The following is a 14108-nucleotide window of genomic DNA, read 5'->3' as shown; positions in this document are numbered from 1 at the left end:
TGCATGTATAAAGGCTTTTCACCTTTCATTTTTCAGTATAAAGTAGGAACAAAGGCGCAAGCGCCCGTTTAGCAACGTAGCGAATGGAACGAATCAACTGAGAGAAAGGAATCATGGTGAGGCGACGAATCGATGATGACTTATCGTAGGGCGATTCGTGAAGTCGCCTAGTTGCTGGGCGGTTGAGCTGGACGTGACTATTCGGTTATTTCATTATCCATAAGCACCTAAGTTTATACTTTCTTATTCTTCAAGAAAGGTAAATCCTTGACAAACAACGACTACTAATTAATAATAGATGTGTAATTAGAATTATTATAGCTAAAGCTTTTGCTTTTTAGCTCATACATCAAAATACTTCTAGGAGGAAGATTGTTATGTCTTTAATAGGAACCGAAGTACAACCATTTTCTGCAAAAGCCTTTAAGCAAGGCGAGTTTATCGACGTTACAGAAGAAAATTTCAAAGGGCAATGGACTGTGCTCTGCTTTTACCCAGCAGACTTCTCATTTGTATGCCCAACAGAACTAGAAGATTTGCAAAATGAATATGAAAATCTAAAAAAACTCGGTGCTGAAGTGTATTCTTGCTCTACAGACACACACTTCGTACACAAGGGCTGGCATGATGCCTCTGAAAAAATCAACAAAATCGAATATGGCATGATCGGTGATCCATCTCAAACACTAACTCGTATGTTCGATGTGTTAAACGAAGAATCTGGTCTTGCTGATCGTGGTACATTCATCATTGATCCAGATGGTGTTATCCAAACTGTAGAAATTAATGCAGACGGTATCGGCCGTGATGCAAGCACGCTTGCTGATAAAATCAAAGCAGCACAATATGTGCGTAACAACCCAGGTGAAGTATGCCCTGCAAAATGGAAAGAAGGCGAAGAAACACTTAAGCCAAGCCTTGACCTAGTAGGTAAAATCTAAGGAGTGCTTTAAATGGTACTAGACCCAGAGATTAAGTCACAATTACAGCAATATCTTGAACTATTAGAAAACGACCTTGTGCTTAAAGTAAGCACTGGGGACGATGATATATCACAGGATATGCTAGCTCTTACTGATGAGCTAGCAAACATGTCCAATAGGATAACTGTTGAGCATACACAGTTACCAAAAACACCAAGCTTTAGTGTCAACCGTGTCGGTGAGGATTCGGGCATTGCATTTGCCGGTCTTCCTCTTGGACATGAATTCAATTCATTAGTGTTAGCTCTATTACAGGTTAGCGGAAGAACTCCAAAATTAGATCAAAAGGTTATCGATCAGATTAAAGGAATAACCGATGAATATCATTTTGAAACATACGTTAGTCTAAGCTGTAACAACTGCCCAGATGTAGTACAAGCGTTAAATATGATGAGCGTTCTTAATCCAAATATTTCGCATACCATGATTGATGGAGCAGCGTTCAAAGACGAAGTGGAAAGAAAAAACATCATGGCAGTTCCAGCCGTTTATTTAAATGGGGAATTCTTTAATGGTGGACGAATCACGCTCGAAGAACTTCTAGAAAAACTGGGGCATGGCGTGGATGCCTCTGAGCTTTCCGAAAAAGATCCATTTGACGTTCTTGTCGTTGGCGGTGGCCCAGCGGGTGCAAGTGCGGCCATTTATGCTGCGCGGAAAGGAATACGTACGGGTATTGTTGCCGAACGCTTTGGCGGTCAAGTTCAAGATACATTGAGTATCGAAAACTTCATTAGTGTCAAACGTACAGAAGGACCAAAGCTAGTTGCTAATTTGGAAGAGCATGTCAATGATTACAACATTGATGTAATGAACTCTCAACGTGCAAAGAACATCGAAAAGAAAGATTTATTCGAGCTTGAATTAGAAAATGGTGCAGTACTAAAAAGTAAAAGTGTCATCATTTCTACAGGCGCTCGTTGGAGAAATATCGGTGTTCCCGGGGAACAGGAATTCAAAAATAACGGTGTAGCATACTGCCCTCATTGTGATGGTCCATTATTTGAAGGAAAAGATGTTGCTGTTATTGGCGGGGGTAACTCCGGAATTGAAGCAGCCATCGATTTAGCAGGAATTGTTAAGCATGTTACCGTTCTTGAATTCGCACCAGAATTAAAAGCAGACGAAGTTTTACAAAAACGGTTATACAGCTTACCAAACGTAACCGTTATAAAAAATGCACAAACGAAGGAAATTACAGGTACGGACAGTGTAAATGGCATTACCTATATAGACCGGGATAGCCAAGAAGAGAAACATATTGAGCTTCAAGGTGTATTCGTGCAAATTGGTCTCGTTCCTAACACAGAATGGCTTGAAGGTACAGTTGAACGTAATCGCATGGGCGAAATCCTTGTAGATAAGCAAGGACAGACGAATGTCCCTGGCTTGTTTGCTGCAGGAGACTGCACAGATAGTGCTTATAACCAAATTATCATTTCTATGGGATCAGGCGCTACTGCCGCTTTAGGCGCATTTGATTACTTGATCCGTAACTAGTTATATAGATAAGTCGTTATGCTGCCAAATGGCAGTATGGCGACTTTTTTTACGTAGTAATCATGTAGAAGTAATTTCGAATTTTACTGTAAGGAAAAAATGAGAACGATTTGTACCATTCATTTATTTTGAGATTCACCTAAATAACTTTAAGTACCTTTCGGAAAAACATCCGGCTTCAAAGTATACATACCTCGTATATTATATTTAGGTGTTATTTTTTTCACCCATTGTTTCTTACATTTTTTGGTTTTACTGCTTGAGAATTTATACGTACGCCTGAACCCGTTGCTTTACACTACAGGCGAACGCTTTCCGAAGGTCTGTTTGAGCCTCCTCCTCGAAAAAAGCGCTCGTTGTGGGGTCCGGGGCTCATGCTTTTCCCACAGGAGTCGCCGCCTTGCGTATCAAGTGACTTATCACCTACTTATTACTGAATATGTCCATTTCTTGTACTTGCCGCAATGTACCTAATATTAGAATTATTTGGACAATACTTTTTCCCCTACGGGCATAACCGCCTTAAAAAGACTGTTTCCCAGTGTACGTCCTGACCTTCATACACGCAGGCTGTAGTATACCTTGATGTTCGAACCTAGTTGTTAGTAGCTCTAGGGCGGCTTCCGATGCCAGGATAGTACTCCATATACGAGGCTGCCGATCAGCGTTCATACTAGGGCGTCATGGGCGTCCAAAATATTCTTTCTTAACTTTAACGTAAAACAATATGAACATATGCCCACTATTTTGCATAAGATATCGCGATTATGATTATTGGAAGGATGAATAACGTGTATAACTATATATACTTGTACCCTACCTATCCTAGCTATTACAATGGACCGTTCTATCGTGGGAGCTATCAGCCCATGTATTTGCAGAAAACTAACCCTATGGGTTACCAAATATCGCCTTATTCTTTACCGTATCAAACTTTACCTGAAGACAGTCGTATTACTGATTATGGGAGACAGCCTTACGTTGTCAATATTGAAGAAGCTACAAAACAAAATAATACATTTCGTACTGCTATATGGACCGGCAACCATCTACAAGTGACGTTAATGAGTATTCCTGTTGGTGAAGATATCGGTCTAGAGGTTCATCCAGATACGGACCAATTCTTACGTATTGAAGAAGGTCAGGGCCTAACACAAATGGGAAACAGAAAAGATAAGCTTTATTTTCAAAGATATGTATCTGATGACGATGCTATTATGATACCTGCTGGAACATGGCATAATGTAACCAATACCGGTGACAAACCACTTAAGCTCTATTCCATCTATGCTCCCCCAGAGCACCCTTTTGGCACAGTGCATCAAACAAAAGCAGATGCGGAAGCCATGGAAAGAGAGCACCATTATCAATAGCTATATGAACAAAGGCGCGGGGCGCCCGTTTAGCAACGTAGCGATTGGAACGAATCAACTAAAGATTTAGGAATCATGCCCCTAAAAACAGGGGTATGCCGACGATGGGCGGCAAGCCCTGTTTTAGTCGGCCTTCCTCTTTGCCGCGAACCGATGATGCCTTATCGTAGGGCGCATTTCTAAAGTCACCTAGTTGCTGGGCGCTGAATCCGGACGTGGCTATTCAGTTATCCCCTTATCCCAAAGCAACAAATTTTATACTTTTGTATGAAAAAACAACTCTATTTAACTTATCTAACTCATTTATTTTAGACAGTATTTTAAGAATCTAAACATTAAAGCAAAAGTTTTTTCATGATAGATGGTGGCTTGTGCTCTAGGCGAGCCATGCTGGTTTCTTATCTTCTCAAAAAAACAGTTCAATGAAGTCAAACACCTCATTGAACTGTTTCAACGTATTCACCGTTCAAACTTAGGAATAAACGAATAGAACAGAAAACATCATTATCCCTTGCTAGGGAAGATCGTATACGACCAAGAATAAATAAAATCAGCAACAAAAACAATACTCCAAATCATACCAATAGAAAAAATGGTCTCATTCGGATATGGTGAATTTTTGGCTTCCCCCTGCTCTAACCATGATAAATCGGTCAAATACGATTTCATTTCCTGCCAACTATCTGTTCCCAATGACCAAAAAATAGTTTGCACAACTAGAAAGATTACTAAGTGAATCAGCGAAGAGATGCGATACTTCTTCGCAATATATTTGGGATCTTTATTTCTTCTCATGATGGCGTAATCTTTTTCTGTAAGCAGTTCTACGCCACGCATCTTGCCAATTTTACTGCGCATCCAACGGTCTAGTCTTAAAAAATCAACAATACCAAATGTACATGCATAGATTACAAAAATTGTGATAACGATAAGAAAGGTAGAAATCTCTCCTGTTTGCTCGTATACATACACACCTAATAAGGCTTCTGCAGTTAATAAAAACAAGAATAAAAGAATAAACAGTACTCCCAGCTTCGGCTTATTCAAAAAATAGCGAAATATACCAAATAAAATCAAAGAACCAAGGGATAATACTTCCGCAGCTATAAACAATTCCCAGCTATAATGAACCACAAATTCCAGAACAACTTCCCCCTTATTCATTAGATTAACCTCGTATTCCAAAATTAATGTGCTCGGTTTTCCACTTGATTAATCCAAGTCAAATCCGCTTCTAAATGTAATAACGTACCAGTAACTAATAAATATCTATTCTCATCACCTTCCATTAATAATTCCGTCTTTAATTTTGTTAGCTCCATTACTTCCTTAACAATTAATTCTTTTTGCTGTGTCAACATCATTTTTTCCAATTCAGAATTAGTTCTTCTGGCGCAGCTCCATTTAAAGAAGAAATCTTCTTTTGTGTTGCTATACGCTACTGGTTCTATTAGCCATTTATTCAATTCCTCTTTCCCTTTTAAGTGGATATCATATAATCTTCTGTCCTGCTCATCGAACCCTGGCGAAGTGACAAGTCCATCCCGTGTTAGACGATCAAGCGTTGTATATATTTGACCAGGATTGATTTTCCCTTTTAGTCCAAGGAGGGAATCCAATTCTATTTTTAATTCATAGCCATGATGCTGTTTAACCGATAATAACGTTAAAATCCCATATCTTACTGACATTTTAATCAACCTTCTTTAAGTGATGATGCAACGTTTTGTCTCATGACACTTCTACTGGAAACCCAAGCTGCACAAAGACTTAAGGTAACTCCAGCGATCATAGCTAGTATAACGTTATCAAGTGGTAATTGAAAAGACATAAAGCCTTCCATAAACGTCCATTTACTGGTTACATATATGAGTAGCGCACCAATTATAATTCCGCCGAATACTCCAGCTAACCCTATTAGCAACCCTTCCAGAAGTACCATCGTACGTACCTGTTGCTTTGTAAAGCCGATAGCCCTCATCGTACCAATTTCTACTCTTCTCTCCATTGTATTCATTAATAATGTATTAGCAGTACCAACGCTGGCTAAAAGAATGATAAGCAGCAACATAAATAAAATAAGATCGTTCATCCCTTTGACAGCAGAAGTTGCCGATTCAATTTCTTCCTCCACAGTTTGTACTTTTGCTAAATGATCTCCAAAATCATTATATAGTTCTGTACGTAACTGTTCAGTTTGCTTATCAACCGTAAGCAGAATATCAAAAGCGCTAGACCAGCCAAAATTTTCCTGGAAATGATTATTATCCATAAATGCGACATACCCTGAATAATGAGAGGTATTTACTACGTCAATCACTTCATACCTTTGTTTTCCAGAAGGGGTATTCATCTCTATCGTTTGCCCTATATTTCCTCCCCATTCCTCAAAAGCCCTACTTCCAAGAATAACCGTTGGCTTATGTGCTAATTTCGAATAGACATTTTTTTCAGCATCGAATAAAGAGGGACCATTACGGTTAACCGAAAAAACAGAGAATTGCCTACTGTTTCCTTGTGTCGTTTTCCAAGTAATCGGTTTTGTCTCTGCTAAAGGTTCAACCTTTGTAACGAATTCGTAGGATTGAAGCTTTGCTATATCGCCTTGCGTCCAAGGTGCTTCAGACGTGATTCGAACATCTCCCCCATATGTCTCTCTAATTTCTTTTCCAAGCGTTTTAGGAGCTGATTCAATTGCAGCACCTAGCAATAAGATAATGGCTATGCCTATAGCAAGAATAGCAGCTGAATTTGCATTTCTATTCAACTGTTGTATCAGATTTTTTGCAGCAACCTTCCCGGGAAAATAAAACAGGAACTCTAATACGGGTTTTAAAACCCATTTTAAACCGATAACAAAGCAAGGAAATAGCAGAACCGATGCTACTAAAATGGCGATATATGAAAGGGGACCATCCATAAAAAGAAAACCTAGCATCCCTAAACCTAAGATATTCCTAATTAAAAAACGATACGATGCGGATTGATTGGTGCTTGCTTCCTTTATAGCCAATAAAACAGGTGTTTTTCCCGCAACATAAATTGGAAATAATGCAAAAATAACGGGAAATAGTAACCCAATCAGACCAGATATAATGACCGGCAGCTCCCATTGCAGCGTGTAAACCATATCAAATTTAAACACACTTAGCAGCGCCTCCATAAATATATCTCCAAGCCATACACCGAAAGGCACTCCAATTAACGTTCCGACTGAAGCTAGTAAGGTCATTTCAATAAGTACCAGCTTAGATACAGAACTTTGTAAATACCCGAGGCTTTTCATCACTGCAAATTCTTTTTTTCTTTCCATAACACTTGTATAAATAATATTAAACACAATAAACCCGCTGATACAGATAGAAAGAATAGCGACTAAATAAAAGAATGCATAAAGTCCTTCAATATCATTACTTTGTAAATCATCTGCAACTACTGGCTGAATATACATACTTGTATCTTTAAGAGTTTGTTGCACTGATTGAAAAAGTTCTTTTCCATCCCCTTCTGTTTGAAATCGCATATAAGAAATTTCATTATTCATTCCTGTCCATTCTCTTAGCATATCCAATGGAGCCATAATGCGAAAGCTTGTTGAATTAGCATTTTCCCAATTGTCAGGACTTGCAAGTAATTGGGTGTATTCTACAATTGCTGATACTTTTGCTGTTCCTAATCCTTCAATAGCAATGGTATCACCAACCTTTTTGTCCAATAATTCCGCCACAGCTTTTGGAATAACAAAACCCTTATTATCCAAGCTCCCCTCTATAACAGGAAGTTTAAGCAACGAACTAGCTTGATCGCTTACTCCGGTAATACGAACAGATCTTTCCTGTAAGGTACGGTTTTCATTAAGTTCAAAGAACGCTTGTTTATCCAGTGCTAGTAAAGAATTCGTAACTTCGGGACTGGTTATAACACTAGATATTTCAGCTTCAGAATAGGTATGTTCGTCACTTAAAATCCAATAATCAGCATTAGCTACATACATCTTTTCGTAATAGCGAAAGACATCATTGGTCGTTCGATCAGCGATTAACATTGCTGTTAAAAAGGAAATCCCAAAGATAATTGCTATTAAGGAAAAGAAAAATCGTTTTTTATGTGTTGTCATATTACGCCATGAAATTCGCCATATATTTAGCATAATCTTCATCCTTTCTAGCAATGACCTTCTCAATAACACCATCCCTAAAAAGAATGATTCGATCAGCAAAGCCTGCTGCAAAGATATCATGCGTCACCATGACAATTGTCTGGTTATGTTTACGATTAAATGTCAATAATAAGCGAAGAATATCCTCTGCTATCGTCCTATCTAAATTTCCTGTTGGCTCATCAGCTAATAATACAGAAGGATGATTAACAAGCGCCCTCGCAATAGCTACACGCTGTTGCTGACCACCGCTAAGTAAATTAGCACGCTTTTTTTCGAAACCTTTTAATCCAACCTCTGAGATTAAATTAGTTATTGATTGCTGGTGCTTTTTCTTTATTTTCCCATCAGCATGAATAGGAAAAGCAATATTTTCTTCAACTGTTAATGTTGGTAGCAGCTGATAATTTTGAAATACAAACCCTAAGTGTCGCCTGCGGAAAATCGTTCTTTTCTTTTCATTCATTTCATGTAAGGGCTGTTGATTAATTTGTATATCACCACTCGTCGGTAAATCAAGTCCTCCCATTAATTGCAATAATGTACTTTTTCCAGACCCGCTAGGACCCATAATGGCTACAAATTCCCCTTCATTAATTTGTACATTTACTCCTTTTAGTACTTGGATTTTTTCTTGCCCTTGAATATATTCTTTAGTTAAATGATTGACTCGAATCACATTTGGCTCTCCCATCATTTTGTGTTTACCACAATTATATACTAAGTATATATATAATCAATCTTTTTTTGCGTATAATTAATAATTTAAATGTAAAAATACCAAAAAACCACCTTTTCAATATATATCTAGTATATACTGTAATGGTGGTTTAATTCCTACTCCATTCTCTATGAATAATAAAGTAATCTTCAGTCAGTGGACGATTTTCACTCATCCCCACTGATCGATAGTAGCCTAAGTCTATGACCTCAAGATCTCTTACAAAATAGGGCATTTAGGTGCTGTTATCTCCGACTTAGGCTTGTTGGCAGTACAGATGAACCTACTCCGAAGTGGGAGTCTTACCGCACCTTATATGATGGATAAAAATGACACTTCAATTACGCTAGCTAATTACCGCTATTCCACTCCATGACATATTCTTTTTCTCCTGTCGGTTCATCTAATTGTTCGGCTTGGATCTTAAAACCATTTTTACGATAAAAATGAATTGCCTGCTCGTTTTTCAGATACACTTTTAATTGAATTTGCTTTCGTTTTTCTTTTACAAACTGTAACAGTTTTTTTCCGTATCCTTTGCCCTGATGATCCACATTGACGAATAACGCTGCTAAGTAATTATCGACCATAGAAATAAAGCCTGCAATTTTTCCCTCAACTATGATGACATGCGTTTCTGCCATTGGCAAGTACGTTTCCTTCATCGCTTTTCGTTGCGACCCCCAATAGCTTTGCATGATAAAGTCATGCGCATATAGTGAACCTTCATACCAAATCTCTACTAACCTATCTAATTCATCTGGATGATATTTTCTTATTTTCATACTAAATCACCTTTTCTTCTATTTCTTTCATTTGCTGTTTCGTATAGGACATTACAAACCGCCGTAAAGAGTTAAGTAATAACTTCATTATACATCTAATCATTATCGCTCCAATGCTTCCGCCTTTTCCATGTAAATATCTATTGCTTCTCCAATAAATTTTTCCAATTCTAAGGACATAAAGCTGAAGTGAAATAGAGCTTCTCCCTCTAGTTCCAACTCACCAATTTGTTCTAGTAATTCATCCCCCAACATATTCACGGTGTATTCCATTAGCTGTTCAATCGTTCTCTGAACTTCAACATGATGTGGCAAAAATCCTTGATGATAAAATTGTTGCAACTGCTGAATATATGTCATCGCCTCTCGTTCTATGGCCAGTCTATCTTCTTCTGATAAATGACGCATGAATATCTGTTCAACTGCTGTCGGTGATAGGTGTTTGGCTAGCCATGCCTCTGTATGTCTTTCTGTTGTTGTAGCGTGAATAATCGTTAATAACAGATCGCTACCTATTTCATTGTTCTCTGTAATTTTTTCTACCCGTGAAATTGTGCGAATAACATGATCAAGATGTTCGCGCTTTTCTTCCAGTAATTTTTTTTGTTGCTCTAAGGTTTCTTGCATGTTTTTCCCAGCGTTTTCACTAAGATGTTCTATAATTTCCTTTAGTGAAAATCCTAAATATTTTAAGGTAACTATTTTTTGCGCTTTAAATATATCGGCATGCGTATACAGACGATGGCCGTGCTCTGTATAACTCGTCGGCTTTAATACCCCTTTTCGGTCATAATATTGTAACGTACGCTCAGTTGTACCAATCATGTTCGCAAACTGTTTCACTGTGAAGTACTCTTTGCCCATTCAAAATCCCCCTCTTTCACTTTTCTATCTCAGTTTATCTTATAACGTAACGTCATAGGCAAGTGTAAACTAATGCCGCAGAAAAGCGAAGCCTCTATATGTGCTTGATGTACTTGTAAATAAAGTGAAATTCAATCAGTGGGGGTTTTTATTCATTTCCACGGCTTGTTAATAGCCCAAGGGTACGTCTTAAAGGACACTTATGAAATCGGGATTAGGTACTGTTATCTCTCACTTAGACTTGTTGCAGTACATATTATCCAACTCCTAAAGCGGGAGGCTTACAGCACCTTATATACGGGATAAAAAAAGTGCAAAACGCATACGTTCTACACTCATTGTGCTTATTAATATATTACTTGGCTACTTGCTAATCCCAAGCATTTTCCATTAGAATTTGTTTCATAGTATATGTATTCGAAAGGTAGCCAAATTTTTTCATATATGAAACGTCGACAAAACAATTATGCATCTTATAATTTCAAATAAAAGCTCCATATCTGCCACAAGATAATTCTTCTATATTCTTTATGCTCTAACTTCTACAAATGAAACAATATAAAAGCCTGCACTTCTACTTGTGGGCTTAATCATTGGAAAACAACTTCTTAGATTCAGCCAATTTCATTAAGTAATAACGCTCTTCCCTAGCCATATGATCAGCCATGGAAGCTGTAAACGTTCCTAATACTTCTGCACTCAATTCCATTTCCTCTAATTCATTCAAGAACGTCTTAAATAACTCCATCTCCAGTTCGACGTCATCTGTAAATCTATTTAATGCAGGGAAGGTTTGTACATTTGCTCGTAAGTAACCCGTTAATTCGACAGCTTTTAAATAAAATTGATCGAAATGCTTGTTAAATGCTTGGCTTTTTTCTTTTAGCCTTTTCTCAACCCCATCCATCCGAGAATCTATAGCACCTGCATGACCAGAAGCATCTAAAAGCCAGATTAAATGATGATGCAGTTCGTGAAAAATTGGAGGAACCTTCCCTTCTTTGAGATAACTTAACACAAGCTGGTATTCTTCCAATTCATTTACCATATGGTTCAAAAAAGTAGGGGTAAGGTGGATGCCAATATCCCCAAATAATTGGCGCTTAATAATGGAAAGCTTGAATGCTCTTAATTGTTCAACCATATTCTCTACATTATTTGCAAAAGCGATTGCATTTGTTTCATTTAAAGATTTTGCTTTAATTAGAAGTTGGTTGAAATGTTGAATAAAGTAAGTAGCCTTTTCAATATCCTTTTTCTCCGATGGATAGAGAGAATCATGTATGAACCTTGCGTGATCTTCCAAAACCTGTAGCCAAAATTCATGCTCAAACATAGCGCTTTTTAAGTAATTTGCCAACTAATCATCTCCTTTCACTTACTTCATTGTATTCAGTAGTGAACGATATTATTAGTTTTTTTCATCGTTAGCAAATTAACATCTATACACCATTTGCGAGCCATATTACGTCACTGGTATAAAATATGGCATAAAGTGAAACTTCGTTTCGTAGAGCTTTTTCTCCATCTCCTGCTGACAAAAGTAGAACAACGGCTAAAGCCTTAAGCCTCCTTAAAAACTTTTTCCGCTTGTGAAGTAACGCCTCCGAAGTTTTTCTTGTGATTGGAAAAGAAGAACTTTTTCAACATGCGATACGTTGCTAACGCAGCTTTCCTTGTCCTGAAAAAGAACAAACACCTTTTCTGCATATGACGGCCTCCTTAGTCCATGTCCTACTTGATGCGATCGTATCGAAAATTTTGATGTCGCCATCTCCCACTTAGACTTGATGCATCAAATAATTCAACTGCTGAAGTGGAAGTCTTATAGCACCTTATATACGGGTTAAGTATTGGTATACAAATTATAAAAACGATAAAGTTTGCATAACTTCAATTTTTTTACCAATCCTATATAGTAAATTTGATAAAAAGGGTGATTCTAAAATGAATTTAGCTGCTCATGAATTACATGAACTAAGTGAACTTATTGCAGGTTGTTATAATACGGTCACATGTATGGCTAGTTATATTAATCAAGCGCAAGACCCAGAATTAAAAGAATTATTACAAAATCATTTTCCACTACATGTTAAAGACTACAATTTAAAAGTAGAATTTGTCCAAAGTCAAACGACACCAGATATTTCGAAATTCAAACCAGCTGATTTAAAGCCTGTATTAGACTCTTATACCCAAGCGCCAGTTAACGAATTTCCATCTGTTACTCCGAGAACAGATGTGCAACAACACAATGATCGGGAAATTGCAACAGCTTATTTATTAAATCAGAAAAGCTCTGCAAAAAACTATAGCATTGCATCAGTAGAGTGCGCCAACCCTGATCTAAGAACCTTTTTAGAAAACGCGTTTTTAAATAGTAACCACCACGCATATGAAATATGGCAGTATATGACAAAAAAAGGTTACTACCCATTAATGGCAGCACCACAAAATGCCATAAATACGATTGGATCTATTTATCAACCTGTGGAACAATTAACACAACAATAATTAATACTAAAAGCAAAATAGCTACATTCATTATGATTAGCTATTTTGCTTCTCTTTTTAAGATTAGAATCCATAAATCTGAAGATCTAACCTTTTTTGATATGCATACTATCAGCATTTGGAGTTTTTACTATGAAACTTATTGAAAGTACGTGACAATAATGTAAACGTTTATAATTCAATCATCAAAAATGATTTCTCATGTTAAAATAGAGGAGAGTAGATATTTTTTTAGAGAGGAGATCGACATGGAAACCAATTTACTGAAAAAGCTACCATATGAAAAAGCAATGATCCCAAAAGAATTGCACATCATGTTAAATGAAATAGGTACAGTAAAACCAATGCATCAGGGTCGTCACTTATTTCATGAGGGAGAAGATGCTCATGAGATTTACCTTATTAGATCAGGACAAATTCAAATTGATAAACTTACCTCAGATGGCAAAGAGCTAACGTTGAGAATATGCAATCGCGGTGACATTGTCGGCGAGCTGACTTTATTTAGTCAACATGCTACCTATTTTCTCAGCGCCAAAGTTATTGAATCCGGTGAAGTAGTTATGTTAAATAAAGATAAATTGGAAAGAGAACTTCTCTCCAACCCTGCTCTAACGTTGGAATTCATGAAGTGGAGTGCCGACCATATGCGCAAATTCCAAACAAAGATTCGCGATTTACTGTTAAATGGCAAAAAAGGTGCGCTTTATTCCACGCTTATCCGTTTATCAAACAGTTATGGAGTGGTTCATAAAAACGGAATTCTCATAGATATGGTCTTTACGAACAGAGAATTAGCCCAATTTTGTGCAGCCAGAAGAGAAAGTATTAATCGAATGCTAAGTGAACTTAAAAAAATGGGTGTTATTTCGATGGAGGAAAACGGTAAAATTTTAATCAAAAATATAAAGTTTCTTCGGGATGAAATTGGTTGTGAATACTGTCCAATTGAACTTTGTAATATTAACTGAACTTTCTATCATCCAGCTACTGGAATTAAAGAAACAGGAGATAACTGAATCAATCTTTGCATTAGCTTAAATAATAAGTGAATTACTTTCTTTAGAAAAAAAGGTAAATTTGTTTTAATGCCATAGTCATCATAACTTTATACATAGTAACAAGCGAGCGATCCAACTTTTTGCTAATTTTATTCTATCCTTTTTAATCTATGAGTTTGAATAGCTTTTCTCTTAAAATGACCGTCAT

General features: G+C 37.2%; 13 protein-coding genes. 5 read left to right on the top strand and 8 right to left on the bottom strand.

The window, feature by feature from the left end; translation table 11 throughout:
- Positions 1-377 precede the first annotated feature (377 nt).
- The 3 genes from ahpC to KBP50_RS02535 all read left to right on the top strand — a co-directional run bounded on the left by ahpC (position 378) and on the right by KBP50_RS02535 (position 3856).
- Positions 378-941: an alkyl hydroperoxide reductase subunit C gene (gene ahpC, locus KBP50_RS02545; RefSeq protein WP_050349839.1), complete on the top strand. Its 564-nt coding sequence runs from the start codon at positions 378-380 to the stop codon at positions 939-941.
- Between the two features lie 12 nt (positions 942-953).
- Entirely contained in the window at positions 954-2483 is a 1530-nt protein-coding gene (gene ahpF / locus KBP50_RS02540; protein WP_050349838.1) for an alkyl hydroperoxide reductase subunit F, read from the top strand.
- Between the two features lie 869 nt (positions 2484-3352).
- Positions 3353-3856, top strand: coding sequence for a cupin domain-containing protein (locus tag KBP50_RS02535; protein ID WP_249664638.1), 504 nt, complete (start codon positions 3353-3355; stop codon positions 3854-3856).
- 504 nt (positions 3857-4360) lie between these two features.
- On the opposite strand, the gene KBP50_RS02530 is transcribed toward KBP50_RS02535, so the two are convergent.
- From KBP50_RS02530 to KBP50_RS02495, 8 genes are all read right to left on the bottom strand, one after another.
- The gene (locus KBP50_RS02530; RefSeq protein ID WP_050349837.1) at positions 4361-5020 is read right to left on the bottom strand and encodes a hypothetical protein; all 660 of its coding nucleotides are present in this window, start codon (positions 5018-5020) and stop codon (positions 4361-4363) included.
- Between the two features lie 23 nt (positions 5021-5043).
- Positions 5044-5547 carry a PadR family transcriptional regulator gene (locus tag KBP50_RS02525; RefSeq protein WP_050349836.1) on the bottom strand — a complete coding sequence of 168 codons (504 nt, stop codon included), beginning with the start codon at positions 5545-5547 and terminating at the stop codon, positions 5044-5046.
- Positions 5548-5552: 5 nt separating this feature from the next.
- Positions 5553-8006 (bottom strand): ABC transporter permease, encoded by a 2454-nt coding sequence (locus KBP50_RS02520; protein ID WP_050349835.1) that lies wholly within the window; start codon positions 8004-8006, stop codon positions 5553-5555.
- Positions 7975-8694 (bottom strand): ABC transporter ATP-binding protein, encoded by a 720-nt coding sequence (locus KBP50_RS02515; protein ID WP_050349834.1) that lies wholly within the window; start codon positions 8692-8694, stop codon positions 7975-7977. The genes KBP50_RS02520 and KBP50_RS02515 overlap by 32 nt, the downstream gene beginning before the upstream one ends.
- Before the next feature lie 392 nt (positions 8695-9086).
- Positions 9087-9521, bottom strand: a complete 435-nt coding sequence (locus KBP50_RS02510) for an N-acetyltransferase (protein ID WP_050349833.1) — start codon at positions 9519-9521, stop codon at positions 9087-9089.
- Between the two features lie 102 nt (positions 9522-9623).
- Positions 9624-10385 (bottom strand): MerR family transcriptional regulator, encoded by a 762-nt coding sequence (locus tag KBP50_RS02505; RefSeq protein ID WP_050349832.1) that lies wholly within the window; start codon positions 10383-10385, stop codon positions 9624-9626.
- Between the two features lie 586 nt (positions 10386-10971).
- Positions 10972-11745, bottom strand: coding sequence for a DUF2935 domain-containing protein (locus KBP50_RS02500; RefSeq protein ID WP_050349831.1), 774 nt, complete (start codon positions 11743-11745; stop codon positions 10972-10974).
- 203 nt (positions 11746-11948) lie between these two features.
- Positions 11949-12095, bottom strand: a complete 147-nt coding sequence (locus KBP50_RS02495; RefSeq protein ID WP_157858430.1) for a hypothetical protein — start codon at positions 12093-12095, stop codon at positions 11949-11951.
- A 237-nt stretch (positions 12096-12332) separates the two neighbouring features.
- On the opposite strand from KBP50_RS02495, the gene KBP50_RS02490 reads away from it, so the two are divergent.
- Entirely contained in the window at positions 12333-12899 is a 567-nt protein-coding gene (locus tag KBP50_RS02490) for a spore coat protein (RefSeq protein ID WP_050349830.1), read from the top strand.
- Positions 12900-13147: 248 nt separating this feature from the next.
- Positions 13148-13870: a Crp/Fnr family transcriptional regulator gene (locus KBP50_RS02485; RefSeq protein WP_050349829.1), complete on the top strand. Its 723-nt coding sequence runs from the start codon at positions 13148-13150 to the stop codon at positions 13868-13870.
- Positions 13871-14108 lie beyond the last annotated feature (238 nt).

Origin of the sequence: Virgibacillus pantothenticus (assembly GCF_018075365.1) — a bacterium.
Lineage (GTDB): Bacteria > Bacillota > Bacilli > Bacillales > Amphibacillaceae > Virgibacillus > Virgibacillus pantothenticus.
The sequence above is the reverse complement of the archived record's forward strand: the minus strand, read 5'-3'. Positions and strand labels throughout refer to the sequence as shown.

Excerpts from the sequence above, each read along its gene's own strand:
- ahpC (WP_050349839.1), top strand. The coding sequence starts at position 378 with ATGTCTTTAATAGGAACCGAAGTACAACCATTTTCTGCAAAAGCCTTT.
- ahpF (WP_050349838.1), top strand. The coding sequence starts at position 954 with ATGGTACTAGACCCAGAGATTAAGTCACAATTACAGCAATATCTTGAA.
- KBP50_RS02535 (WP_249664638.1), top strand. The coding sequence starts at position 3,353 with ATGTATTTGCAGAAAACTAACCCTATGGGTTACCAAATATCGCCTTAT.
- KBP50_RS02530 (WP_050349837.1), bottom strand. The coding sequence starts at position 5,020 with ATGAATAAGGGGGAAGTTGTTCTGGAATTTGTGGTTCATTATAGCTGG.
- KBP50_RS02525 (WP_050349836.1), bottom strand. The coding sequence starts at position 5,547 with ATGTCAGTAAGATATGGGATTTTAACGTTATTATCGGTTAAACAGCAT.
- KBP50_RS02520 (WP_050349835.1), bottom strand. The coding sequence starts at position 8,006 with ATGCTAAATATATGGCGAATTTCATGGCGTAATATGACAACACATAAA.
- KBP50_RS02510 (WP_050349833.1), bottom strand. The coding sequence starts at position 9,521 with ATGAAAATAAGAAAATATCATCCAGATGAATTAGATAGGTTAGTAGAG.
- KBP50_RS02505 (WP_050349832.1), bottom strand. The coding sequence starts at position 10,385 with ATGGGCAAAGAGTACTTCACAGTGAAACAGTTTGCGAACATGATTGGT.
- KBP50_RS02495 (WP_157858430.1), bottom strand. The coding sequence starts at position 12,095 with ATGCAGAAAAGGTGTTTGTTCTTTTTCAGGACAAGGAAAGCTGCGTTA.
- KBP50_RS02490 (WP_050349830.1), top strand. The coding sequence starts at position 12,333 with ATGAATTTAGCTGCTCATGAATTACATGAACTAAGTGAACTTATTGCA.
- KBP50_RS02485 (WP_050349829.1), top strand. The coding sequence starts at position 13,148 with ATGGAAACCAATTTACTGAAAAAGCTACCATATGAAAAAGCAATGATC.